Below are 25,110 nucleotides of genomic sequence, written 5' to 3'. Positions count from 1 at the left end.
GCATCTCCTTCGGTTGGTGGCACATCAGCTGGCATAAAGAGTGCCGGGCGAATCGGCCAAGGCGGATCGGTGCAACGTGCGTGGAATACGCACTCGGCGCCCGGCGCGAAGCGCGTGGAGCCCACACCCGGCACTCCGTGCCCAAAGCACCACGTGGCCGATTTACGGCGCCGCGCTCCCGGTATCGGGTGCGCGGCGCCGCGTCGTCGTCGTGCTTCATGGTGCCCCGCACGAACGGCGGGCACCTACCCCTTGACGGAACCTGCCGCAACGCCTTCCACAATATAGCGCTGCGCAAAGAGGTAGAAAATAATAATGGGGATAATGGCGAGCACCAGCACCGCCATCTGGGCCCCCAAATCCTTATTTCCGTTCGAGCCCACCAGGAATTGGATCACCACCGGGACGGTCCGGTAGGCCTCCTCGCGCCCGATCACGAGGTTCGGCAGCAGGAAGTCGTTCCAGATCCACATGGTGTTGAGGATCGCGACCGTGACCGCCGTGGGCTTGAGCATGGGCATAACCACCTGGAAGTAGGTCTTGAACGGCCCGGCGCCGTCAATGGACGCCGCCTCTTCAATTTCGCCGGGAATCGACCGCACGAAGCCCGCGAAAATAAATACCGAGAGCCCCGCCCCAAAACCGAGGTACAGCACGATCAGGCCCCACGGCGAGGATAGCCCTAGCTTGTCCGCGATTTTCACGGTCGGGAACATGACCATCTGGAATGGCGCCACCATGGAGAACACCAGCAGGTAGTACAGCAGCGACGTCCACCAGCTCCGCACCCGCGCCAGGTAGTAGGCCGTCATCGCGCAGAAGAACACAATAACGAGCACCGAGGCCACCGTCACGAAGAAGGACCAGCCCAGGGCCCGCATAAAGCCCGAAAGGTTCAGCGCGGTCTGGTAATTATCTATCCCGGCGAAGGTTTCACCGGCCGGGAGGCTAAAGGGGTCGTCCGAGATGAAGAAACGCCCCTTGAAAGAATTGACGAGGATGAAGAGCAGCGGCACCACGTAAATAAGGGAAAGAATCCCGAGGAATCCCACCGCCGCCCAGCGCCCGGGCGTCATGCGCACCCGGTGGCGCGGGGCCTTGAGCTTCGGTTTCGCCACGGGATCGGCGCCGCGTACGTCCGTGCGTGTTTCCGTGCGCGTATCCGCGGGAACGACGGCGCGCTTGGACTCAGCGGCGACGGCGCGCTTGCCAGTTTCGGTACTCACAGGTCCACCTCCTTCGTGCGGGTGGCGCGCAGCTGGATAAGCGCAATCGAGGACACAATGAGGAAGAAAATCACGGCTTTGGCCTGCGATACTCCTTGCTGCCCGACCTGCTCATACATGCTCTTGACGATATTGAGCGCCGCCATTTCGGTTTCCCGCATGGGGGCGCCGTTCGTGAGCGCCAAGTTTTGGTCGTAAATCTTGAAGGTATTCGCCAGAGTCAAGAAAAGGCAGATCGTAATCGAGGGCATCATCATGGGGATGGTGACCGAGCGGAGGGTGCGCCACCGCCCGGCGCCGTCGATCTGCGCGGCTTCGTTAAGCTCGGCGGGCACATTCTGGAATCCGGCGATATAGATGATCATCATGTAGCCGATCATCTGCCAGTTGACCAGCAAGATGAGGCCGATGAATCCGTATTTCGCGTCGTTGACCAGCGTGGTTCCGTAATTGGAGAGGACCGCGTTGAGGAGGGACTGCCAGGTGTAGCCCAGTACGATCCCGCCGATGAGATTCGGCATGAAGAAGATCGTGCGGTAGAAATTCGTGGCGGGTAGCTTCTGCGTGAGCAGATACGCCAAGAAGAACGCGATGATATTAACGCTGATAATAGACACAATCGCCACCGAGGCGGTGAAGATCAAAGCCCCGACGTAGTTTTGTTGCTCTGTGAAGGCATTGACGTAATTTTGCACGCCCACCCAGGTGGCATCATCAAGCGTGGTGAAATTCGTAAACGAAAGATAAATACCAATAAAGAACGGGGCGAGGAAAGCTATCCCGAACGCCACGTACGTGGGCCCCACGAAGGCAAGCCCGTGTTTTTTCAATGTTCTCATGAGAAACCCCCTGTGACACGCGGGGCCCACCGCGATGGTGAGCCCCGCGCCTCACCTCAGGCAAGGCAGGTGTGGTAGCAGTAGGCGCGGGCGCTGCGTGGCGCTGCGTGGCGCTGCGTGGCGCTGCGTGGCGCTGCGCGGCACGCGCTGCGTGGCACGCGCAGCACAGCTAATAAGCGCCCGCGGCGGCCTAGCTACTTCACCCCGGCAGCTGCCTTCTCAGTATTCCACTGGGTGACGAAGTAGTCCTTCACCTGATCCCAACTTTCCTTACCGACTGCATACTGGCTGAGGTGCTGCCCCAGCCCGTTCTTGAAGTCCATGGAAGGAGCCACCTGGAAGTCCCATGCCACGTTGTAGTGTTCGGTATCCTTCATGTACTTGATGACTTCCTTACCGAGCGGGTCGGTGGGCGAGAGGCTCGCGTATTCCTTGAAGGGGGCAATGAAGCCGAGGTCCTCCGCGCAGAGCTTGGCGCCGGTCGGATCGTTGAGCATCCAGTTGAGGAAGTCCATCGAGGCCTTCTTATCGGCATCCGAGGCCTTGTTATTGATGGTCAGGTAGGCTTCGGTCCCCACCGAGATGCCGGCCTTTTCTTCACCCTTAACGCCCATGTAAATAGGCAGGAAGTGAATATCTTCCGACTTGACGGTATTGCCATCCACGCCATCAATCTGGGACCAGGCCCAGTTACCGTTCTGCACGAAAGCCACCTGGCCCAGCGCGAACTCCGCCATGGAATCGGTAACCGCCTTCGCGGTGGTTTGCGACGGTTCCACCGTGGAATCAGTGAGGTAAAGATCGAAGATCTTCTTCATATTATCCAGGTAGGCACCTTCGATGCTCCCGGTGTCCTGCACGCCCTTATCCCGCAGCTCGTAGAAGAGCGGCCAGTTCATAAGGTGGGTCTGCCAGCGCCAGTCCTCATTCGGGGATAGCGAGGTGACCGCGAAGGCGCCCTTGATGCCAAGTTCATCCTTCTTGGCCTGCATATCGTCCGCGACTTCCTTGAGCTTGTCAAAGTTCTTGATCTCATCCACGGACTTAGCCTTGGCACCCGGCAGCGCAAAGTACTTCTGCAAAATAGCATCGTTGTAGATGATGCCGAAGCCTTCCACCGCGTGGGGGACGCCGTAAATCTTGCCGTCTTCACCCTTGAGGGCCATGTCCTTATCCGTCATGGCTTCAATGAAGGGAGCATCGGAAATATCGCTGGCGTACTGCTTCCATTTGGCCAGGCCGATGGGGCCATCCACGCGGAAAATGGTGGGGCCATCCGCGCGGCCGAGCTCATTGGCGAGGGTGGGTTCATACGAGCCACCGGTCGCGGATACGATCTTGATATCCACCCCGGTTTGCTCATGGTATTTCTTGGCCAATTCTTGGAAGGCCTGGTCAGATTCGGGCTTGTAGTTGAGGTAGTAGACCTTGCCGGCCCCACCGTCACTACCGCCACTATCGGAATTGGATACACAGCCACCCAATCCCGCGATGGCCACCAACCCAGCTGCGGCGAGAGCAGCGATTTTCTTCACTGAATGCATCGTTACGTCTCCTATGATCGTCAATGCCAGCAAGAAAGCCGTAACCGCGACAGCACCGTAGCGCCCGGCTCCCTTGCCTGTGTGGTGGTACTAGTTTACACCACAGTGTGACTTATCTTGCTTTCTACAGTTCTAATTTAATGTCACCTTCGCGTGTGCGTCCGGTGATCGTGGCGACGCCGCCCGTTCCGGTGAGCGCACCCGTGTCGGTGGGCACGTCCCTTTTCGGCGACGACGCCGCCACGCGCGCCATCAGCATCACTCCTCGGTATCCGTGCGGAAAGGCACCAGGTAGACCGTGGTATCGGGTGGGAGCACCCCTTCTTCCTCCAAGGGCGCGGAGCTGAGGAGCACCGCCCAGCCTTCGGGCAGGGGGAGGGGCTCGGCGAAGGCCGTCATAATCAAGAGGTCCCCGCGGGAGGTGGCGCCGTCGTTGCCCTTCACGGAATCGCCCTTCCCGGAACCGCCCGCATAATTAATGAGCGCGACGCCGCTTCCGGCGTACTCGGGGGCGCGGCGCAATCCGCCCAGGCCCAGGTCGTAGCGGGCACGCAGGTGCAGCAGCTCCGTGTAGTAGGCGAGCGCGGATTCCGGATCGGCTTCCTGGGTATCCACCGCGAAACGGCCCCAATCCGTAGGTTGGGGTAGCCAGCTTTCCCCGTCGGGAGAGAATCCGAAGGCCGGGGCATCCGCGCGCCAGGGAATGGGCACCCGGCAGCCGTCGCGACCCAGCTCCGCGCCACCCGTGCGCGCGAAGGTGGGATCTTCGCGAGATTCGGGCGGCAGCTGGGTGGCTTCGGGCAGTTCGAGCTCTTCGCCCTGGTAGAGATAGTAGGAGCCGGGCAGCGCGGCGGTGAGCGTGTGCCAGGCCCGGGCCCGGCGCGCTCCCAGCGCCGCATCTGGCTGCGGGTCATCGGGGCCGATGCCGCTCGGGCCGTTCCCGCACCAACCGGTGGTTACGCCCGCCAGGCCCAGGCGCGAGGTGGCCCGCAGGGTGTCGTGATTGGAAAGTACCCAGGTGGTAGGGGCACCCACGGCGTCGGTGGCGCGCAGCGAGGATTCGATCAGCGCATTAATACGATCCGCGCGCCACGGCGCGGAGAGGTACTCAAAGTTGAAAGCCTGCTGCATTTCATCGCTGCGCACGTAACGAGCCAGGTCTTCCTCGGTGTCTACCCAGGCTTCAGCCACCATCATGCGGTCGCGCCCGTATTCATCCAGAATTCCGCGCCATTCGCGGTAAATATCATGGACAGCAGGCTGGTTGGCCATGGGCGCGGGCGGCACGCTCACGTCCGGGTTGTAGCGCACCTCCTCCACTTTGTAGGGCCAGTCCGGGAGAGCTGGGTCTTTGGTCAGGCCGTGGGCCACATCCACCCGCAGCCCGTCCACGCCACGATCCATCCAGAAACGAATAGTATGGGCAAACTCATGATGAATAGCCGGGCTTTCCCAGTTCACATCGGGCTGGGAACGATCAAATAAATGCAGGTACCAGGTTTCTTCCGTTTCCTGCGGGGTGCCTTTCACCCAGGGGATGTCCTTGACCTGGGACCAGGCCGGGCCACCGAAGGAGGAAAGCCAATCCGTGGGTGGCTCGCTCCCGCCTTCCCCGCGCCCGGGCCGGAACCAGAAATTATCGCGCTGCGGGGCACCCGCGCCAGCCAGCACCGCTTCCCGAAAGAGTTTGTGATCCCAGGAGGTATGATTCGGGACGATATCCACAATCACTTTCATGCCGTGCGCGTGGGCGGTCTCGATGAGCCGCTCGGCATCCGCGAGAGTGCCGAAGCGCGGATCGACGTCGCGATAATCGGCCACGTCGTAGCCGGCGTCGAATTGCGGAGAAACATAAAAAGGCGAAAGCCACACCGCGTCCACCCCGAGCTTCTCCAAATAGTCGAATTTTTCGGTAATGCCGGGCAGGGTGCCGAGCGGCCCGCCGCTCGACGCGTAGGAACGCGGATAAATCTGGTAAATAACGGCATCGCGCCACCACTGGTCGCGCTGCTGGGGCGGGTGGATAACAGTGCCGGGGTGTTGTGCTGTCACGATCAACCTCTTCGTTGCCGGGAACGGAGCGGGTGCCGGTTGGCACCGCACTTCCAAGCTTACGTGATAGGTACGACGACGCCGACAGCTACAGCTACCCGAGCGCTCCGCCGGCGGCGCTGAGTTTGCGGCGGAATTCTTCCAGGTCCCGAGCCGGGCCGGCCGGGAGTTCACCGCCGTCTGCCGCGGCCTGTGCCGCAGCGGCTTCCAGCGCCGCGATGGCAGCCTGCCAGGCGGTGCGCGCCGCGGTCATATCCCGAGCTTCAGCGTGCAAATCGCCGAGCAGCCCGCGGCAGTGGGCACTGGAGAGCTCCTCGCCCAGTCCCGCGTAGATCGCGGCGGCTGTGCGCATAGCGGGCACGCCCTGCGCGGGCGCGCCGTTTTTGGCATGGGCCACCGCAACGTGATGCCAGGACATGGCGGCGACTTCCCAGGCGGCCCGCTCGGCTTCGGTGGCGGTGGCTGCCGGCGCAGCACCGGCTACTTCCCCGCCGGCGAGCGCCGTGGCGCGTGCCGCGACTTCCGCAAACTGCGCCGCCGCGGTCGGGTAGTCCCCGCTTCCGAGCACCGCGCGAGCCCGCCCGAAAGCACAATCAATCGCATTAAATTCCTGGCCGGGGAGCGCCGCGAAAGCCTCCTCTACCACCCGGTAATCGCGCGCGGCCGCCGCGAATTGCCCGGCGTCCAAGCGTGCCGCGGCGAGGGTAGCCCGAATAGCCACCCGCCCCAGGTCCACCTCCGGCAACGCACCCGCGGGTAGCAGCGCCGCTTCCAAAGCCGCGATAGCAGCGGCTAAATCGCCGGCTTCCGCGTAGGAGATCCCGGCGTTATACAGCGCATTGGCCTGCTGGGCCTCATGCCCACCCAGGGCTGCGTACACGCCGGCCGCCTCCCGCATAGCCTGAGCGGCTGCGGCGTCGTTAGCGCCGTCGTGCAAAAAATATCCGTACGTTTCCCAGGCGCGCGCGGCCCGCAAGGACGCCGGCGCCACGCGATACGCCTCCACGGCGCGGCGCGCGAGATTGAGCGGATTCTCCCCCAACTGCCCGGTGGCAAGCGCCGCGAAATACAGGGCATCCGGGTCACTCACCTGCGTAAAAAGCTCAGGCGCGGAACTGCCGGGAAGTACGCCGCCAGCGCCCCGAGCACCCGCGGCGCGCCGCTCGGTTTCCCGCGCCTCCACGAAACGGGCGCGGGCCTCATCTTCATTGTGGCGCTCAAGTGCGGCGAGCCCGGCGCGCAGCAGCTCGGTAACGGTGGCGTGCATAGACATCGTTGAGATCGATGAGCCGGCCTAGATGGACCGGAGTTTTTGGAGGACTTCGATCTGGAGCTCCTGGGTATTCGGCGCGGTGCGGTAGGCCGAATACGCCTGATTGTAGGAGATGCGGGCAGCGTCAAAATCGCCGGCTTCCTCGTTGATCTCCCCGATATGCCAGAAGCAATTGCCCATGCTGACCGCGGCATCGCCGTTTTCCGGGAACTGTTGGAAGAGCGCGATCGCGCGGCCGAGCCGGTCCGCGGCCTCATCCATCTCCCCGATGGCCTTGAGTGAAATCCCGAGCTGGCCGTTGGCGACAGCGCGCTCAAGATAGAGCTCCGGATCCCGCTCGAAAGTATCCGCGGCCTTCCGGTAGAGCTCCGCGGCTTGCTTGAGATTGCCGGCACTGAAAGCCTGCTGGGCATCGTTGAAATAGGCAAGGCCCGCACGCTTGCCCTCGTGCGGATCGCGGGCGGCAGGCTCCGGATACGCGGGAGTGACTGGTGATTGCGTCATGTGCGGGCTTCTTTCTTACTTGTTCAGTTACGTGGGAGCGGCCACCGGCGCGAGGCCGTGGCCTGGACCACTGACTATTCTATTACTTGTGAGCGGAAACACAAACCTGGGGAAGGTATACCTGACACGGGCGCGCGAAGCGTGATGGCGGGGCCCTGCGCCACACGCCGTGCCCAGGCCCAGCGCACACGCGAAAGGCGGGAGACCGGGCGCTTTCACGCTCGGGCTCCCGCCCTATCGCTACGCGGTTGCGGATTTACCGCGGTGGATTATTCTCCACGACGACGCAGCACCAGCACCCCACCGGCCAGCAGCGCGAGGACCGCTCCCGCGGCACCCAGCACGCCAGCGCCGGTGCGCGGCAGGCGCGGGCCGGAGCCAGCATTAACGGGCGAGGTCGGAGTCTCGCTCGACGTGCCACTCGGGCTCAACGCCGGGGTCGCACTCGGGGTCGACGATGCCGCCGGCCCGTCGTCCGTGCTTGCGCTGGGCTGCGGCGCGGGCACCGTGGCACTCGCCGTGGGAACCGCGGTGCTCGGCACCGGCGTGGTCGGCTCGGGTTGCGGCGCGGGTGCCGTCGGTGTCGCGCTAGGCGAAGGCTCCGGCTGCACACGATCCGAGGTCGGTTGCGGCGCGGGCGCCGTGGTCGTGGGTTGCGGGGCCGGCGTGGTCGGTTCCGGAGTTGTCGGCTCGGGTGCCGGCGGGACCGGCGGCTCCGGCGGAACCGGAGGCTGCGGCGGCACGGGCGGGACCGGCGCCACGTAGTGGAAGCCGAAATCGGCATCCAGCACATCCGCATCGCTCAGCGTGATCTGCCCGGAGCTGGCCTTCGCCTTATCCCCCGAGCCTTCCCGGACATGGGTAGTTTCCCAGGTTCCCTCACGCTTCGGGAGGGTAGCGCGGTCGACCACAACCGAGTACGTGCCAGGTTCCAGGCCGCGCACAAGGTACTTACCGCTGGCGTCCGTCGTCGTCGTAATAAATGGTTCCGTATCGCCGGGGCGGAATACCTTCACGGTGACACCCGCCAGGCCCGGCTCACCCGGATCGTCCGCGCCATTGTTATTGACGTCCTCCCAGATGCGATCACCCAGGTCCACGCCCACGGTCAGGCAAGCATTCGCCTGTTTGCCCGCGAACTTCTGACCCTTCGAATCGAGGCGTTCCTTGGCCGGGGTGAGCGCCTCGTTGCAGACCTGCTGGGCGCGCGCGGTTTCATCAACCACCGCGTACAGGTGCAGCACCTCTTCGCTGCCCGGGGCGATCCCGCGTTCGTGAGTGAAGCGCAGGTAGGCATCATCGGTGGCATTCGGGTCCGCGCCCTCCACCGGATCGCCGGTGTGAGGATCGACCACCTCGGTCACCGTGTCATTGATGCGCCAGGTTCCGGTGGCGGCATCGTACCCGCCATTCGTGCTCCAGTAGCCCACGTACGTGACCCCCGTGGGGAGCATATCGGTAATTTCCACGCCGGTGGCGAAGCCGGGGCCTTCGTTCTTCGCGCGCACCACGTACTCCACCACGGAGCCGGTGGCCCAACGATCAGTTTCGTTGTTTTTCTCCAGGTCAGCGAGCGTCACGCCCTCGGCCAGGCCGGCGTGCGCGGGATCAGCGGCGGTTTTCTCGCTGAGCACGCTGAGATCAGCGGACTTCGCGTGAATATTCTCCTTGGTGAGGTCGAGGTCGAAGGGCATGGTCAGCCCGACCTTCGCCGGCTCGGTCGTGATGATCGGCGCGCCAGTTTCAGCGTTCTTACCGGTGACCGCGTAGCTATTCCAGGCGATACCGCGCGCGGCCGCAGGAGCCGTCACATTGGCGTTGATCGTCCAGGTATCCGCGCGAGTGAGTTTGGCATCATCCGGGAATTCCACCCGGAATGCGCGCACCTGGGAGAAGTCCCCGCCCAGCTGTTCGGCGGTCTTCCACGTGCCCGATTCGCAATTCTCCGGGCCGGATTTAGGCTCACCGCCCAGGGTGATGACCTCACCGCGGCACGGATTCACGGAGGTGGAGTAGAGCACCGAGCTGGGCTGCGGGGTGCCCTCCCCGAAGGTCAGCGGTCCGTTCAGGCGCGGGCGCCAGGTGGATTCGCGTTTATTCTCGGGGGTATTGGCCCCGCTCACACCGTGATCACCCGGGTAGGGCAGCACATCGTACACCACCACACCAGAAGCCCCGGCATTACCGTTATTAAGGAGGTCCAGCTTGAATTCAGCATTGGAGGCCGGCGAAACCGTCCCGTAATTCGGGTTGGCCTGGAACTCGGTATCGACGTCGCCCTTCACGTAATTCTTGCCCGCGAGCGCCGGCAAGCCCGCCACGTTGAACTTCGTGGAGGTGGTGCAGCCGCTCGCTTCGGGGCGGTTGAGGCCGTCGAGGTTATCGGTGAGTTTGCGGCTATCGGTGCGCGCCCACCAGTTGCGGATGCACTGGTTCGGGGCGACGGCGGTGCCGAGGTTGGGGCGCTTGGCATCCGCGAGGATCATGTCGTTGGTGTTTTCGCCGGGCTCGGTGGCCGCGGTGATTTTCGCGCCGAAGTAAAGCACCATTTCCGACGAGTTGGAACGGCTTTGATCCCCGGTGCTGGGCGGGGCAAAATAATCGCCCGTACCGTCGTCCGGCCAGGTGAAACGCACCAGCTGGCGTTGCTTGCCGTCCACCTTTTTCATCTCGGTTTCCACCCGCATTTTGTCCAGCGGGAGGGAGGCCGGCCAGTTCGCGGAAGTGGTGATCTGCTGCTTGGGATCGTATTCCATGCCCGGGGCAAGCAGATCCATAATCACCGGGTAGAGCTTGGCGCCCTTGCCGGTGTAGAAGCCCAGCCCGAAGGTGTAGGTCTGGCCGGTTTGGAAGAGCTCACCGGGTTTGGTGTCGAGGTTGCCCACCATCTGGCCGCCCAGGTGCGAGGTTTTCGACACCCCGTAGGTGGGGTAGCCGTCCACGATCGCGACCTGCGCCGCAGCTTCCCGCGTGGTGATTTTCGCGGGCAGTTCCGGGGTGGGGTTGCCAGCAAAGTCAAGGGATTGCGCGGTGACGACGGCGCGATTTTCCAGCGTGGGGACCTCGTAGTTCGGGGCGTAGCTGTAGGTGGCGCCATCGGGTGCGGTGGTGCCGTTATGCACATCGGCCGGGAAGTCATCGACCACGGTGCCGCGGATTTCCAGCGTGATATCGCCACGTTCACTGTTCATCACGTCCGCATCCAGGGCGATGGAGGTGATCTCCTCTCCCGCCGGAACGGTGAGCGGGAAATCGCGGGTGGTGGTGGGGTCGACGTCGACGCTGAGCTCCTTCCCACCCGTGGTGGTGTAGGTGACCTTGGCGGGAACCTTCTTGAGGAGCGGGCGCACCAGGGCGGCTGTGATATTACGCAGGGCCGGGGTGGCGCAGGCGCCGGGATTCTCCGGGGAAACGTAGCGGCAGGGCAGGTTATCAGCCACGTGCATGCGCAGCGGAACATTCCCGGTATTCGACTACGAGATATTCCACACGGCTTCCCCGCCGCGCTGGGTTACGGCCTTATTGGCTGTTTTGCGGAAATTACCTTCGGCACGCAGGTTTTGCAGCTGGCGGGTCACGGAATCGGTGGCGGTGACGGGCGCGAGCTTGGGATCGAGCGGGGTGCCGGTGGCTTCCACATTGTTGGTGGCGCTGACGCCCTCGGTGAAAGCACCGGTGGGGAAAACAACTGTCACGCGGTAATCGGCGACGGCGCGCACGATGGGCGAGCCGGGAACTACCCAGGTGACGGTGCGGGTGGCCGGATCGTAGGTCCCGCCATCGGTGGCACGCACAAATTCCGCACCCTCAGGCAGGGTGTCAACCAGACGCATTTCGGTCAGGCCCATGAGGCCGGGAACACCGGTGCCCGGGTCCTTAAATTTATTTTCGTTGGTATTGAAGGCACCTTCGTAACCAGCGGTGATGGTGTAGGTGTACTGACCGCCGATAGCCGGATGGGATTCGGGTGCGAATTTACGCACCGCGATGCTGGGCTTGGCATGCACCGGCGTGGTGAGTACTACCGGATCGGCCACCTGGCCGTTGGTTTCCCCGGCCGCCTTCGGGCGGATTGCTTCACCTTCGGGCCAGCGCAGGTTCTCCGGGCGTACCTGCACGCGCATGCCACCGGTGGTTCCCACCGGTACGGTGCCCAGATTCCAGGTGTAGGTATCACCCTCGCGCACCGGGAGCGCGGCCTGGTCATGGGAAGAATTGGTTGCGCTCACGTGGGTGAGTGGGAGTTTATCGGTATCGGAAACGTAATCAACCAGGCCGGGGATGGTGACACTGAGAGCGGTGTTCTCGCACTGGCCTTGCACGCCGGCGCAGGACCATTGCACGTCATAGCTGGCCAGAGCTCCGGCTTGGACCCCGGCGGCTTTTTGCTCTGCCGGTTCGGCCACCGCGATTTCCAAGCGCGCAGAAGAGGCCGCATCCACGGCCCGATCTGCGGTCTCGCCGGCCGCGTTGGCGTTTTCACCATTCGCGTTGGTTCCGGATTCGTTCGTTCCGCTCGCAGAATTGGCATCATCTGCCACCACACGCACGTTCGCGGCCATGGCCGGCGCGGTCAGCGGAATCGCTCCACCCACCGCGACGACGGCAGCAATAAGTGCCGCCACCGCACCCGTGATCAACCGGTGCACCGCGACTCGCGAACGCGCCGCTCCCGTTCTCAATTTTTGCATTATTTGATCCCTTATTAGTTACCCGTTCGTACCGGATTCCACGCCCCGGTGGCGCGGTGAGACGCCCCAAACACGTGGCCCAGTTGCGGAAACACCTTGATTTCTCGAGGCACTCCTGGCGCCCCGTGATTGTAAACCATTTGGAAGGTGTTCATGCACGACTTAAATAACTATGTGGTAAATCTTATCTTCCGAGGTAACTGTCTCAAAGTGTGGCCATTGGTGCTGGTGGTGACGGTGTGGCGGCGTGATGCCGCGACGGCGGGCGGCGTCGATGTCGGGGAACGGCGGCGGCGCGGCGGCGGTGTGGCGGCGCGGCGGGAATCCCACACGTCACACGAGTCTCACGAACCTAAGTAGTCACACGCGTCCCGGAGTAGGCGGCATGTGTTGTCAAAGCTGTAGTGCATATGTCGTACATGCGAAGTACATCTCGGAAAAACACACCGCCTCCCGCCTGCGCGGCGGGCCGGCACAGCGACTCGGCTCGGCAAAGTGCGCATTCTGGACATTGCCCCCCCCCGCGAAGTGCGCATTTCGAACCGTGGTGCCCGTCAAGTGCGCGTAAGGAACATGAATTCGCTCTGAAACAGTGCTCTCCCGCGCACTTTGTTTCGAGGGCCACCGGGACTAACCACTATCCACCTATTACTGCCCAGCAAAGTGGTACTCGACGACGGCGGAACGCGCAAAGTGGTACTGCACAACAGAAAATCGGGGGTTGGCTGTAGCTCCAGTACCACTTTGCGATCCGACATGATGATGGGCAACCCGCATCGCCATCAGCCCCGCAAATTGAAGCTTTCCAACGCGAAAGAGGGCAAAGCGAGCAAAGAAAACATCGGAAAAGACGCACGAAGTGCAGCACAAGGGGCTGGTAGCCTAGATAAGCTACCAGCCCCTTGTTACGCAGAACGTGCCGAACCGCGAACGGCACACGAGCACGCCCGCCTCACGAACGGCCCGAAAGCGCCACCCTTACTTCATGCGGGTACCGGTGGAGCCGAGGCGCTCGCACGCTTCGACAACGCGAGCGGCCATGCCGGCTTCGGCGGCCTTGCCCCACGAGCGCGGGTCGTACTGCTTCTTGTTACCCACTTCGCCGTCAATCTTGAGGACGCCGGAGTAGTTAGTCAGCATCCAGTCGGCCACCGGGCGGGTGTAGGCGTACTGGGTGTCCGTGTCCACGTTCATCTTGATGACGCCGTTTTCCACCGCGGTGCGGATTTCTTCGGCGGTGGAGCCGGAGCCACCGTGCATAACCAGATCGAAGGGCGATTCCTTGCCGACCTTGGCGCCGACTTCCTTCTGGATCTCACCGAGGATTTCGGGACGCAGCTTGACGTGGCCGGGCTTGTACACGCCGTGCACGTTACCGAAGGTCAGCGCGGTGATGTAGCGGCCGTTTTCGCCCAGGCCCAGCGCTTCAACGGTCTTGAGGCCGTCCTCAGCGGTGGTGTAGAGCTTTTCGTTGATTTCGCCGACGACGCCGTCTTCTTCGCCACCCACAACACCGATCTCAATTTCGAGAATGGTATTGGCCTTCTGGGAGAGCGCCAGCAGTTCCTTGGCGATTTCCAGGTTCTCCTCCAGCGGCACGGCCGAGCCGTCCCACATATGAGAGTTGAAGTAGGTCTGCTTGCCTGCCTTGTGCTGCTCAGCTTCGAGCTCCATGAGCGGGCGGATCCAGGAATCGATGTTCTGCTTGGCGCAGTGATCCGTATGCAGGGCGATGGTCACATCGTAGTTCTTGGCGACGGCGCGCACGTACTCCACCAGAGCGATGGAACCGGCCACGCGATCCTTAACGGTGGAGCCGGAGAGGTATTCGGCGCCGCCCACGGACACCTGGATGATGCCGTCCGATTCGGCTTCCGCGAAACCGCGCAGGGCAGCGGTGGCCGTCTGGGACGAGGTGACATTGATGGCCGGGTAGGCGAACTTATTCGCCTTGGCGCGGTTGAGCATTTCGTCGTACTGTTCGCGGGTTGCAACAGCCACTGAGATCTCCTTTATTCGGCGTTCCTCGAACCATCTGTCCGAGAGGTTTTCTGTGTGAGCACGCGAACCACCGCGATGTGGCGAAGGCTCCGTGCGAGTGCCGCGACCGGCACTCTTTGAGGGTTCCTCAAACAGGTTTTATTATCCCACGTTTGGCTCTGCCGTGCCCGGACCTTTGCCCTGAGGCGAAAGATTCACCCCGCCGGGCATTCGGGTTACGATGAGCGAGGAAGCCAGCACGAGGGAGTCACCATGATCACCAGCGACACCACCGAGGCCGCTCGCGAACTAGCCGAGCTCATGGAGGGGCGCACCACCGTAGTTATCGCGGGTGCGGGCGTCTCCACAGCTTCGGGCATTCCCGATTACCGCGGCACCGGTTCCTCCGATGTCCCCTCCATTGATTACGATGCTTTCGTTTCGGATCCGGTATGGCAGCGCTGGGTGTGGCAACGTAATCAGGAAACGTGGCGCGCGCTGGACGGCGTCGTCGCCAATAATGCCCACACGGCACTGGCGCGTTTCGAAAAAGCGGGCCTCATTAACGGCGTCGCTACTCAAAATGTGGATAATCTCCACCAAAAGGCCGGTTCTACTAGGCTCGCGGAACTGCACGGGAATTTTTTGCGGGTCGTGTGCGTGGAGTGCGGGGCGGAGTTCCCGCGCGCGGAGATTGCGGCGCAGCTGGACCGGCTCAACCCGGGGTGGCCGGAGGATCCCGATCCCGCGCACGTCGCGATTTTAGCTTCCGCGGACCGCGCCGGGGCGGAAGCCTCCACGTTCCGGGTGGCACCGTGCCCGCGTTGTGGAGGCTTGCTCAAACCCGCGGTGGTATTTTTCGGTGAGGCGCTACCGCGGGCGGCGATGGAGCAGTCTTTTGCGTGGGCGCGGGAGGCGGATCTTGCTCTGGTGGTCGGTACCTCGCTCGCGGTGCTGACCGGTTCGTGGGTGCTCGGCGAGGCGCTCCAGCACGGTGCGGCGTGCGCGATTGTCAATATTGGCCCCACCACCGCGGATCGTTACGCCGATCTGCGCGTGGAGGGGGACGTGGGGACGGTGCTCGCGGGCGCCGCGGATCTCTTAGGAGCGTGAGTCCATGCGTGGTTCAGCTTTTAGTGACGACGACGGCGCGCGCGGCTGGTTCAAACGCCGCCGCCAACGTAAACGCGCCCAGGACCTGGCCGAGTGGCAGACCCGCACGCACCGCTCGGCATTTTCGGAAAGCCCGTCGCGCGCCGGTGCCGGGTCGGCCTTCGGGGAGCCGGAGGGTGAACGACGGCCGGTAGTGGTGCGGGCGCATTCCGGTTCGCGCGCGAAGCCGCATCCGCGTGATGAGCGGGCAGCGCGCGCAGATTATGAGAAGCGCATCAAACGCGACCAACGCCGGCAAGCCCAGGAACGCGCGCACGCGGAGGAGCGAGCGCGCGTCCAACGGGAAGCCGGCCGGGCCCACGCAAGCTCGGCGCAATTGCTGCCCACCGTCCCACCACTCCCCTATCCCGCGAGCGCGAGTGCGCAGCAGTCCGGCGGCGCAACGCATACCACCGGCGCAACGCGGGTCAATACCGCGCCGCCACCCGAGGAGCCGAAGAAAAAGAAAGACCGCGGCCTCTTCTGGTGGCTCATCATTGTTTTCGTGTGTTTCCCGGCCGGGTTTTTCCTTGCCGATATGGAAGATGAGGTGAGTGACCCGCCGGCCGAGGTGGGGAGCGCGCAGAGTGCTGAAGATTCCGGCGATGCCGGGGGCGCTGCGAATGCCGCGGCTCCCGAGGCGGGCGCGCAGCCGCTGGCCACTTACGCCCCCGTCCCGCGGAATCTTGCCGAAGCGCAGGCGGTGCGCACGGAAGGTGTTATTCCTACAACCGCTAGTTCAACTTTCGTTATTCCGGCGGGGCACGTCTTCGGGACCTACGATGCGGAGGCAGATTCCACCGGTTTTTATGACACGGAAACCGGGCAGCTGCGCTACACCCTGCCCGGAGCGGTCATGTGTTCCCCGGCGGGGGATACCGCGAATATGTGGTGCGCGCCGAATACGTGGACGAGCCCCTACGCCAGCTCGTATATTTCAGAGGTGCCCGCCACCCTGCGCGCGGCTGCGGATGGCAGCGTGATCTGGGAAAGCGGAACGGAGGCGCAGGGCTTCGCGCCGGGGGTGCTGCTTTCCGATGCTAATGTCGGGGAGCAGCGTTTTTCGTGGTTGTCTCCCACGGATGGCACGGTACTCACGGAGGTAACCCTTCCGGCGAGTTACGGAGAATTCCATGTCACCCCGAACGGGGAAGTTCTCTATCTTGCGCGCAACGACAAAAATATTGAGTGGATGGTTTTCGACGCCGCGGGCCGTACGCGCGGTTCCGGAGTTGCGACGGATACCCGGCTCAGTTTCACCCCTGCTATCACAGCGACGGACGGCTGGTTCTTCCCGGAAGCTGATGCGGCATTCACCCTGGATGGGAAGATGAACTCCGGGTCTGCCTTGCCCTCGAACGTGCGGGTGCGGGCAGCTCATTGCGCGGCTCCGCAGGCGAGCACCGTGCAGCTACGTGAGGTTCTGGAAACGTTGCTGGGCCAGAGCGCGGCGATGACCTCCGGGAACTATCACGTGGGGATGTCTGCCTGCACCCCGAGTGGCCTGGGGTATCTATCCGCAATGTCCGGGACTACCACGGCGCTTGTGGCTGGCGGGCAGGCGCGTGAGCTGCCAGTGGCGAGCGCCAGTTTAGATTTCCTTCCGCTGGGCAACGGCATCGTGGTGTCCGGCTACCGGGCGGACTCGCGCGATGTTACTTTCGCTTTCGACTGGAACCAGGGCGAGGAGCCAGTCTGGTCGGTTCGAGCCACCCTCACCGATGCCGTGCCCGGATTTGGCTTCATCGGCACCGATTTTTCCACCCCCGATTCGGAGCCGGCCTATTACGCGCTGCGGGTGAAGTAGCATCCAGAGCTCTTGCGCTTTTGCGCTCATGAACTTTGGCCGCTGCATTGAGCCTTTGCGGCGGCATTGCTAGAGTTCATTCACCAGAACCGGCCCGCCCATCCGCCTCGCGAATGGGTCAGGGCCGGGCTTCATATACCAAGGTTCAGCGAGGGCGCGTGACCGAAACAAAGTGGCCAGTCCCAAGCCAGATCAACGTCGAAACTTTCGTGCTGCGCGAAACCACCATCGTGGATCCGGGCGAACTAACCGCCCACCCAGCCACCCACCTGGTGTCCATCGCGAGCGAGCCACATGAAGCCGCCCGCTGCTGGCACCACCAGCAGCGCACCAGCAAGTTCGCTGGCGAAGGCTGGATTTCCCTGGAACTCAACGGCCAGCAAATCATGCCCCGCGAAGCCTGGACGCATCTCGCTCTATTCTGGCAGAGCATGCTGGACGCGGTAGAAAGCTATCTCGATACCGGCACCGGGCGCGGCGATTTCAGCGAGGAAACCGCGGGCTTTTCACTCACCCGCAGCAGGCAGGTGCTCATATTCGAGCTCCGCGGCCAGCGCTACCCCGCCGAGCCACTATCTCTCCTACACGGTATTCTGCGCGGCGCCAACCAATTTTATCGGTGGGCCCACGAGTACGTGGGTACCGTTCCCGTCTCCAGCCTGGACCACATCGCGCAACTTCAGGCACGCCTTGCGGCGCTTACCGCCGCTCGCAACGCGCGCTAATCCTCTGCGCCAACCCGCGGCGCCGGGTGCCGCTTGTCGATATACGCGCTGCACCCCATCGAGGTCACCAGCATCCACACCACCAGCAGGAACGACGGCCACCGAATCGATTCGTACGCGTACTGAAACACCAGGAAGGATAGCCCGGCAATGATTCCGTAGCCGGCGTCGAGGAGGTACCCGAAGCGCCGCGGCGTCCGCCTCACCGCGCGCGTCATGTAGAAACTGGCGATGCTAAAAAGAATAAGTACGACGACGAAGCTCCATAGCGGGAAGGAATGCCGGCCAGCAAGGAAAACCACCGCGAGGGCAAATCCGAAGCCGACCAGGAGGATAATCAGAAAGCTAACGATCTTGCCGATGGGGACTTTCCTGCTCAACTGCCGATGCTGCGGTGCGTCTGCCATAGACCGTTCCCTTCGCCGTTGAATATCGGCAATAATTATCCTATGAACGAGCATGCCACACAAGAACCTAAGGAGCAGCCCACAGACACCACGCAAGCACCCGCCGATTCTGCGCACGCATCCGCAGATTCCACACACGCACCCGAGAACCGTGAGAAATCTACCGAGAGGGCGTACCACTACCGCAAGGGCGCTACTCTGCTCATCGTGGTCGTTGCCGGGCTGGCCGCGGCCATACTCTTATTCTGGGCCACCGGTGATCCGAAAGTGGAGATGTGGATGTTCTGGACTTCCACCCTCGTTTACCTGGCAGCGAGCGCGCTTCTCACCAAGGCCGCTGCAGCGCTGCGCCGGGCGCGTGGCGTGCGGAGCCCGTGGGGCTATGCCTTGGATGCCGTCTACGGCGCTTTCTTTGGCATCTCTTTCATCATCGCGACCGAGTTGCCCCGCATCACGCTCTTCGGCGGCCTCAACTGGTACTCCGCCCTGGCCTGGCTCTGGATCCTCGCCTTCGCAGTCTTCTTCAGCACCTACCTAGCCCAGCGGCATCCTATGAGTGTCTCAAGGTGACATTAGAACGTATAGGGGTATCATGTTGACGTGCATGACAGTAGGCATCACCAAAGATCTACAGCACTCTAGAGTATTCAGAACCGAACACTGGATGCCAACGAGCGGAGTCCAGAGCAGGAGACATCGAGTGGGGCAGAGCCAAAGTGTAGTCACTTTTGATCACTTGAACATCAAACACCTACACTCGAACCGAACAAGTCTCCAAGCAACACTCATTACAGGAAATTGCACAGAAGAGCTCCCTAAAATTCAGACAGATTCAATCGACTTGATTGTTACAGACCCTCCGTACAATTTGGGGCTTTTCATGAAAGACCGAGCTACCAACTTAGCTCGCATGCGCGAGAACTACTTCGGCGCAGCAGGATGGGATAACGATTCGGAAGATGACTGGCTAGCTCTTATAGATTCGTTTCTCCGCGAGACCGTGAGAGTTTTAAAGCCAGGCGGAGCGCTTATTGTTTTCATGTCTATACTGAAAGTGGAGACCGTTGTCAAGCTCGCCACAAACTATGGACTTTATTATAAAACTACCGGAATTTGACACAAAACCAACCCCATGCCGAGAAATATGAACTTACACTTTATCAATTCAACAGAAGCCTGGATATATTTCACATATAAAACACGTACCGGTGTATTCAACAATAACGGACACGCCCTACACGACTTCTACGAGTCACCCGCAGCCGGAATGGCTGAAAAAAAATTCGGAAGACATCCAACTCAAAAACCTTTATCTCTAATGACATATTTAATACAAACAGTATCCAAACCCCAAGATCTCATCCTTGACCCATTCATGGGTAGCGGGTCAACGGGGGTAGCAGCCCTTAATCATGGCCGCAATTTCATTGGCATAGATAGCGACGCTTCGTACGCAAAACTCGCACACGAAAGAATTTTAGAGGTCATGCTTGATGCGTAAAATTATTGATCTCTTCTCGGGGGTCGGTGGACTATCACTAGGTTTCAGTCAAGCTGGATACGAAGTCGCACTCGCCAATGAATATGACCACTCCATAGCACAATCCTATACATTCAACAATCGCACAACTCGAATGCTGATCGAGGACATCACTCACCTAGATTTTTCGGACACTTTCGGTCCGTTGAAAGATTCCGTATTCGCCGTAATCGGCGGACCTCCATGCCAAGGGTTCTCGCAAAAGGGAGCCCGAAAAACAATTAACGATGAGCGTAACTACCTATTTCGCTACTTTGTTAAAGTCGTAACACTGGTTGCGCCACAGTACTTTGTCATGGAGAACGTCCCCAATTTACTCACTGCCGAAGGGGGAGTTTTTCAAGAAGAACTACGCGAACTTTTTGACAAGTTGGGATATTCGGTTTCCGCACAGGTAGTTAACGCCGCGGATTTTGGTGTCCCTCAAAACAGGCGCCGAGCGATCATTATCGGAAAACTATCGGGCGCAGCCCCCAAGCTCACGCCTAACAGTTCTGACAATCCCACCGTTTGGGATGCTATCGGCGACCTTAATTTCCTCGCATCAGGTCAAGGTTCAGAGGTATCAGATTACAGATTTAAAGCGGTTAGCAACTACCAGAAACAATTGCGTATCGGGAGTAGAAAACTACACAATCACGTCGCCACGAGCCATTCGAAATTAACACTGGAACGGCTGTCAATGATCCCCCCGAATTGCACGCAAAAGGTCCTACCAGAAGAACATCAAACGAAATCAATATACAGCGGCACCTGGACTAGACTTGACGCAAGAGGATTAGCCCCGACGGTAACTACGAGGTTTGACACACCGTCGTCTGGGCAGTTCACCCACCCCTACCTTGATCGCGCTATTACAGTTCGCGAGGCCGCCCGACTTCAGGGATTTCCCGATACCTTTGTCTTTGTTGGAAAAAAGGCATCTCAAATGAGACAAGTAGGAAATGCAGTTCCAGTGCCTCTAGCTAACGCTATCGCGACTACTTTAACGGACGATGGGGGCTGCGGACTGTTTATTGGACATTATTGCTTAAAACCGCTTGACGCTGTTCCATAATTGTTAAACCATCGAACTGAGTTCGAACCCGATTCGAGCCTGCTAGCAAGCCGAAAAGTCCGGATAAAACCAACACCAAGTGTCCTATAGGCCACCAAAAACATCCCCAACCCTGTGCGCTGCATCATCCCCACTAGCAACGTACAATTGGGCCTTCGGCGCATCTCAGCACCTCCGCGCAATGACCACACCACAGCCGAGCCCGCCCAACAACAGCGAACCCGCGCCCACAAATCCGGGACGTTAGTACCACCTCCACTATCGGAAATATTCGCAATTGCAATAATAGATAAGGTAATTATTGTCGTAAAACCGTTACATAGCCGCTCTATTCCGCACTTTTTTGCGACAGATCACGAACCTTAGCGACACTAAAGAAAAAGGCTTGACACGCACACACCACCTGGGACTAAAGTACTAACCGAGCCGGCGAAGTGGCTGGCGTCTCACTACTAAAAGAGGTGATTTTTAATGGCGAAAATTCTCATGGTGCTGTACCCGGATCCCGTGGACGGCTTCCCGCCCAAGTACATTCGTGATTCCATCCCCACGATTGATTCCTACCCGGGTGGCTCCAGCACCCCTACGCCGTCGGGCATCGATTTCACTCCGGGTGAGATGGTGGCATGTGTATCCGGCGCCCTGGGCCTGAAGAAGTGGGCTGCGGAGAACGGGCACGAACTCATCGTCACCTCCGATAAGGAAGGCGAGAATTCGGAATTTGAGAAGCACCTGCCGGAAGCGGACGTGGTTATTTCTCAACCGTTCTGGCCCGCTTACCTGGGTAAGGATCGCCTGGAGAAGGCCAAGAACCTCAAGCTTGCTATCACCGCCGGCGTGGGCTCTGATCACGTGGACCTCACCGAAGCGATGAAGCGCAATATTACGGTTGCTGAGGTGACCTACTCGAACTCGATTTCAGTGGCTGAACATGCGGCCATGACCATCCTCAACCTGGTGCGTAATTTCGTTCCCGCCCATCGCATCGTCACCGACGAAAAGGGCTGGAACATTGCCGATGCCGTCAAGTGGTCCTATGACCTGGAGGGCATGGACGTCGGTGTTATCGCCGCCGGGCGTATCGGCCGGGCTCTGCTCAAGCGCATGAAGCCCTTCGATGTCAACCTGCACTACTACGATCTGTACCGTCTCGATCCGCAGACGGAAAAGGAACTCGGTGCCACCTATCATGAAACCGTCGAGGATCTCATGCGCAGCGTGGACGTGGTTTCCATCCATTCCCCGCTCACCTCGGATACCTATCATATGGTGGACGAGAAGATGATCAATTCGATGCGCCGCGGCTCCTACATTGTCAATACCGCCCGCGCTGAAATTGTGGTGCGCGACGACATTGTCAAGGCTCTCGAATCCGGTCAGCTCGGTGGTTACGGTGGGGACGTGTGGTACCCGCAGCCTCCGGCCGAGGATCACCCGTGGCGCACGATGCCGCGTAACGCGATGACCCCTCACACCTCCGGTTCCTCGCTGTCCGCACAGACTCGCTACGCTGCCGGCACCCGCGAAATCCTCGAAGATTTCTTCGCTGGCCGCCAGCTGCGCGATTCTTACATTATCGTCCAGGGTGGGGCTCTCGCCGGAACCGGCGCGAAGTCCTACACCACCGACGGTAAGGCCAGCCCCGGATCCACCGGTAAGTAAAAAATTATCTAGCTCTCGCAAGTCCTGAACTCTCCATTGGCGCCGCGTGGCGAACCGTGATCTCCCCTCCGGTGGGAATCCGTTTCGCTACGCGGCGTCGGTGTCGTGCATGCGGGTTAGCCGCCCTGCTGCGCGAACTAGCTGCTCTCCACGCATGCCAGCCTCTTCCCAATCTACGTCCGGCTTACGTCCAGAAACGGTCACTAACCTGCGCACCGGGAATTATCCCTTTCACTTTCACGGTCGAAACAGAAAGAGAACTCTTATGCGCACATCGGCACTCCTCATGACGGGGGCTCTGCTGGTCCCGCTCACCGCCCAGGCACTGCCGGTCATCAGCCCCGTTCCCGCCGCCGCCAGCGAATCCGCGCCCGGCGCTAACTCGGCAGCCCAACTCGCTGAGGCCCGTGCCCGGCTCGCCGCCGCCATCGAGGCCCGCGACGCTATCCTCGCTGAGATAAAGGCGAGCGGTACGAGCCTCGCGGATATCCAGGGTGCTGCGCAGGCGTACGCGCGGGCAAACGCCCAGGCGGAGGCTGCTCAGCGTGCTTATGATGCCGCGGTCCAGCAAGCTTCCGGTTTCGATTCCGCGAAGAAGGGGTACGACGACGCAGCTGCCGCCCTCCCCCAACTAGAAAAGAATGCGCAATCGACTAAGGCCACTCGCGATGCCGCGCAGGCCGCTTACGATCAGGCCATCGCGCCTAATCCCGAAGCGGCCAAGGAAGCCCAGCAGAAAGTGGATGCCGCCCGCGCCCGCATTGAAGAATCCAAGGCTGCCGCGAAAAAGCAGTTGGATAGGGGCGCTCTCGGGTTCTACGAAGCTCGAAACTCTCAGAAAGCCCTGGAAGTTTTCCGCACCGATAAGGAGTACCAGGGGCAGCCCCTTACTTCCTATACCCATCCGGGGGCTGCGGATGATGCAACCAGCCTCGAGTCGATGAAGAAATCCCTCGACCTCATTAATAAGATCAATGACCTGCGCGCAAAGCACCAGCTCAAACCGCTCAAGGTCACGGACTACCTCATGGCGGTCGCGCAGCTGCAGGTGAACGCGCAGTCCCGCACTAATAAAATGGCGCACATCAATGCCTTTACCGTTGCGGAAAACCTTGCTTCCGCTCGCTATGCCGGAGATGAGCTCTCCCTCAAGCTCTGGTATGACGACGAAAAGGCTCTCCACGATCAGGGCGTCACAGATTTCGCGAAGGTCGGGCATTACCTCAATATTGTCAACCGTGATTACACGGTCACCGGGATGTCCTACGCGCCGAATATCCAGGCCAATACTTTTGATATCGCACCCGCTTACGGAGATAGGTCGCAGCCGCAAACAGTTGCCGAGTACACGGCTGAATTGCAACGTTACATGGACGGTCTCAAAGATGAGATGGCACGCGGGTCCTCCGTGGCTCGCGCGGATCTAGCCGATGCCACAGCCGACCTTGAGGCAGCCACCCGAGGAACTACGGAGTCCTTCGAAGCCCAGGTCGCGGCAACGAAATTAGAAACAGCCACCCGCGAATATGAGGAGGCCAAGGCAGCGCTCGAAAGCGCGCAAACGAAGCTCGCGGCCGCCACCCAGGCGTACGAAACCGCCAAGGCGGCTAAGGCAAACGTCCAGAAACTAGCCGAGCAGCTCGCCACCGCAACCGCGGAGCGTGATCGGAGCGCCGCCCGTGCCGCCCAGCTCGGGGAATTTGGTGAGAAGCTTGCCGCCGCGGAAGCTGATGTGGCGCGCGCTCAGGCCGATGTAGATCGGCTCTCCCCCGCGCAGCCCACGCCCGCTCCCGGCGGCCCCGGTACGGATCTGCCCGCCACCGGTAATGTTTTCTATGTTTCTAATGATTGGACCTCACGCCAGGCCACCAGTGTGTTCTCCTACGGCCGTGCGGGCGATGAAGTGCTCGTCGGTGACTGGGACGGCGACGGCGTGGATACGTTCGCGGTGCGCCGCGGCAATAAGATTTACGTGAAGAACAGCGTTGACGGCGGGGCTGCCGATGTGGAATTCTCCTACGGTCGCACCGGTGATGAGATCCTCGTGGGTGATTTCGACGGGGATGGGAAGGATACGTTCGCGGTGCGCCGCGGCAACACTTTCTATGTTCTGAATTCTCTCCACGGCGGGGAGGCCGACGGCGTGGTCCACTACGGCCGCGCGGGTGATACCGTCCTCACCGGCGATTTCGATGGGGATGGGAAGGATACGTTCGCGGTGCGCCGCGGCAACGTGTATTACGTCAAGAACGTCATTGCGGGTGGCGCTGCGGATACCGTTTTCTCTTACGGCCGTGCGAGTGACGCCACGATCCTGGGCGATTTTAACGGCGACGGCGTCGATACGCTGGCGGTACGCCGCGGCAATACCGTTTACGTGAAGAATTCGCTGGCCGCTGGTGAAGCGGATCAGGTCCTCACCTACGGGCGGGCCTCCGACCAGCTCTTCGTGGGAGATTGGGACGGCAACGGCACCGACACCCCCGCCGTCCGCCGCTAGTCTCACTAGCCTCGAGAATAGCTCAGTACTGGACTCCCCTCGAGGAATCCGTACCGCAATACAGTTTCCGCCCTCATCCCGTATAGCGATGAGGGCGGAATTTTTTACCCGCCGCCCAATACTTCGGTAAGCGTGAAGTCACTCATAGTTT

At 61.1% G+C, this 25,110-nt stretch carries 21 protein-coding genes; 10 read left to right on the top strand and 11 right to left on the bottom strand.

Going from position 1 to position 25,110, the window contains the following annotated elements:
• Nucleotides 1–245 precede the first annotated feature (245 nt).
• The 9 genes from ACTFPK_RS01265 to ACTFPK_RS01225 form a co-directional block, all read right to left on the bottom strand.
• Nucleotides 246–1,076, bottom strand: coding sequence for a carbohydrate ABC transporter permease (locus tag ACTFPK_RS01265; RefSeq protein WP_241227368.1), 831 nt, complete (start codon nucleotides 1,074–1,076; stop codon nucleotides 246–248).
• A 146-nt stretch (nucleotides 1,077–1,222) separates the two neighbouring features.
• Entirely contained in the window at nucleotides 1,223–2,065 is an 843-nt protein-coding gene (locus ACTFPK_RS01260; protein ID WP_126135161.1) for a carbohydrate ABC transporter permease, read from the bottom strand.
• A gap of 194 nt (nucleotides 2,066–2,259) precedes the next feature.
• Complete coding sequence (locus ACTFPK_RS01255) at nucleotides 2,260–3,609, bottom strand: ABC transporter substrate-binding protein (protein WP_274736490.1); 1,350 nt, start codon at nucleotides 3,607–3,609, stop codon at nucleotides 2,260–2,262.
• A 124-nt stretch (nucleotides 3,610–3,733) separates the two neighbouring features.
• The gene (locus ACTFPK_RS01250; protein WP_320753082.1) at nucleotides 3,734–3,868 is read right to left on the bottom strand and encodes a hypothetical protein; all 135 of its coding nucleotides are present in this window, start codon (nucleotides 3,866–3,868) and stop codon (nucleotides 3,734–3,736) included.
• Nucleotides 3,868–5,661: a glycoside hydrolase family 13 protein gene (locus tag ACTFPK_RS01245; RefSeq protein WP_439910923.1), complete on the bottom strand. Its 1,794-nt coding sequence runs from the start codon at nucleotides 5,659–5,661 to the stop codon at nucleotides 3,868–3,870. Before ACTFPK_RS01245 ends, ACTFPK_RS01250 begins: the two co-directional genes overlap by 1 nt.
• Before the next feature lie 94 nt (nucleotides 5,662–5,755).
• Complete coding sequence (locus ACTFPK_RS01240) at nucleotides 5,756–6,934, bottom strand: hypothetical protein (protein WP_439910921.1); 1,179 nt, start codon at nucleotides 6,932–6,934, stop codon at nucleotides 5,756–5,758.
• 21 nt (nucleotides 6,935–6,955) lie between these two features.
• Entirely contained in the window at nucleotides 6,956–7,438 is a 483-nt protein-coding gene (locus ACTFPK_RS01235) for a tetratricopeptide repeat protein (RefSeq protein ID WP_016442182.1), read from the bottom strand.
• Nucleotides 7,439–7,707: 269 nt separating this feature from the next.
• Nucleotides 7,708–10,884, bottom strand: coding sequence for an SdrD B-like domain-containing protein (locus ACTFPK_RS01230; protein WP_439910920.1), 3,177 nt, complete (start codon nucleotides 10,882–10,884; stop codon nucleotides 7,708–7,710).
• 27 nt (nucleotides 10,885–10,911) lie between these two features.
• Nucleotides 10,912–12,129 carry a hypothetical protein gene (locus ACTFPK_RS01225; RefSeq protein WP_320753143.1) on the bottom strand — a complete coding sequence of 406 codons (1,218 nt, stop codon included), beginning with the start codon at nucleotides 12,127–12,129 and terminating at the stop codon, nucleotides 10,912–10,914.
• A 174-nt stretch (nucleotides 12,130–12,303) separates the two neighbouring features.
• On the opposite strand from ACTFPK_RS01225, the gene ACTFPK_RS01220 reads away from it, so the two are divergent.
• Nucleotides 12,304–12,489, top strand: a complete 186-nt coding sequence (locus ACTFPK_RS01220; RefSeq protein WP_439910919.1) for a hypothetical protein — start codon at nucleotides 12,304–12,306, stop codon at nucleotides 12,487–12,489.
• A gap of 618 nt (nucleotides 12,490–13,107) precedes the next feature.
• Here the strand turns inward: ACTFPK_RS01220 and fbaA are convergent.
• Nucleotides 13,108–14,136: a class II fructose-bisphosphate aldolase gene (gene fbaA / locus ACTFPK_RS01215; RefSeq protein ID WP_269208114.1), complete on the bottom strand. Its 1,029-nt coding sequence runs from the start codon at nucleotides 14,134–14,136 to the stop codon at nucleotides 13,108–13,110.
• A gap of 246 nt (nucleotides 14,137–14,382) precedes the next feature.
• Between fbaA and ACTFPK_RS01210 the strand changes: the two genes are divergently transcribed.
• From ACTFPK_RS01210 to ACTFPK_RS01200, 3 genes are all read left to right on the top strand, one after another.
• Nucleotides 14,383–15,222, top strand: a complete 840-nt coding sequence (locus ACTFPK_RS01210; protein ID WP_439910918.1) for a Sir2 family NAD-dependent protein deacetylase — start codon at nucleotides 14,383–14,385, stop codon at nucleotides 15,220–15,222.
• Between the two features lie 4 nt (nucleotides 15,223–15,226).
• Complete coding sequence (locus ACTFPK_RS01205; protein ID WP_439910916.1) at nucleotides 15,227–17,068, top strand: hypothetical protein; 1,842 nt, start codon at nucleotides 15,227–15,229, stop codon at nucleotides 17,066–17,068.
• Between the two features lie 158 nt (nucleotides 17,069–17,226).
• On the top strand, nucleotides 17,227–17,793 hold the full coding sequence (locus ACTFPK_RS01200; protein ID WP_439910914.1) for a hypothetical protein: 567 nt from the start codon (nucleotides 17,227–17,229) through the stop codon (nucleotides 17,791–17,793).
• Here the strand turns inward: ACTFPK_RS01200 and ACTFPK_RS01195 are convergent.
• A complete protein-coding gene (locus ACTFPK_RS01195) occupies nucleotides 17,790–18,200 on the bottom strand; it encodes a hypothetical protein (RefSeq protein ID WP_439910912.1) in 411 nt (136 codons plus the stop codon). The two genes, ACTFPK_RS01200 and ACTFPK_RS01195, sit on opposite strands and share 4 nt — an antisense overlap.
• A 42-nt stretch (nucleotides 18,201–18,242) precedes the next feature.
• Between ACTFPK_RS01195 and ACTFPK_RS01190 the strand changes: the two genes are divergently transcribed.
• The 6 genes from ACTFPK_RS01190 to ACTFPK_RS01165 all read left to right on the top strand — a co-directional run bounded on the left by ACTFPK_RS01190 (nucleotide 18,243) and on the right by ACTFPK_RS01165 (nucleotide 24,959).
• Nucleotides 18,243–18,770 (top strand): hypothetical protein, encoded by a 528-nt coding sequence (locus tag ACTFPK_RS01190; RefSeq protein WP_439910911.1) that lies wholly within the window; start codon nucleotides 18,243–18,245, stop codon nucleotides 18,768–18,770.
• Nucleotides 18,771–18,792: 22 nt separating this feature from the next.
• Nucleotides 18,793–19,317, top strand: a complete 525-nt coding sequence (locus ACTFPK_RS01185) for a DNA methyltransferase (protein WP_439910926.1) — start codon at nucleotides 18,793–18,795, stop codon at nucleotides 19,315–19,317.
• 15 nt (nucleotides 19,318–19,332) lie between these two features.
• Nucleotides 19,333–19,701 (top strand): DNA-methyltransferase, encoded by a 369-nt coding sequence (locus tag ACTFPK_RS01180; RefSeq protein ID WP_439910910.1) that lies wholly within the window; start codon nucleotides 19,333–19,335, stop codon nucleotides 19,699–19,701.
• The gene (locus ACTFPK_RS01175; RefSeq protein ID WP_439910909.1) at nucleotides 19,694–20,797 is read left to right on the top strand and encodes a DNA cytosine methyltransferase; all 1,104 of its coding nucleotides are present in this window, start codon (nucleotides 19,694–19,696) and stop codon (nucleotides 20,795–20,797) included. The genes ACTFPK_RS01180 and ACTFPK_RS01175 overlap by 8 nt, the downstream gene beginning before the upstream one ends.
• Nucleotides 20,798–21,268: 471 nt before the next feature.
• A complete protein-coding gene (locus ACTFPK_RS01170) occupies nucleotides 21,269–22,459 on the top strand; it encodes an NAD-dependent formate dehydrogenase (RefSeq protein WP_126135954.1) in 1,191 nt (396 codons plus the stop codon).
• Nucleotides 22,460–22,724: 265 nt separating this feature from the next.
• A complete protein-coding gene (locus tag ACTFPK_RS01165; RefSeq protein WP_274734122.1) occupies nucleotides 22,725–24,959 on the top strand; it encodes a CAP domain-containing protein in 2,235 nt (744 codons plus the stop codon).
• Nucleotides 24,960–25,110: the final 151 nt, after the last annotated feature.

The sequence above is a fragment of the Actinotignum sp. UMB0459 genome (assembly GCF_051905915.1).
Classification (GTDB): domain Bacteria; phylum Actinomycetota; class Actinomycetes; order Actinomycetales; family Actinomycetaceae; genus Actinotignum; species Actinotignum sanguinis.
The sequence above is the reverse complement of the archived record's forward strand: the minus strand, read 5'-3'. Positions and strand labels throughout refer to the sequence as shown.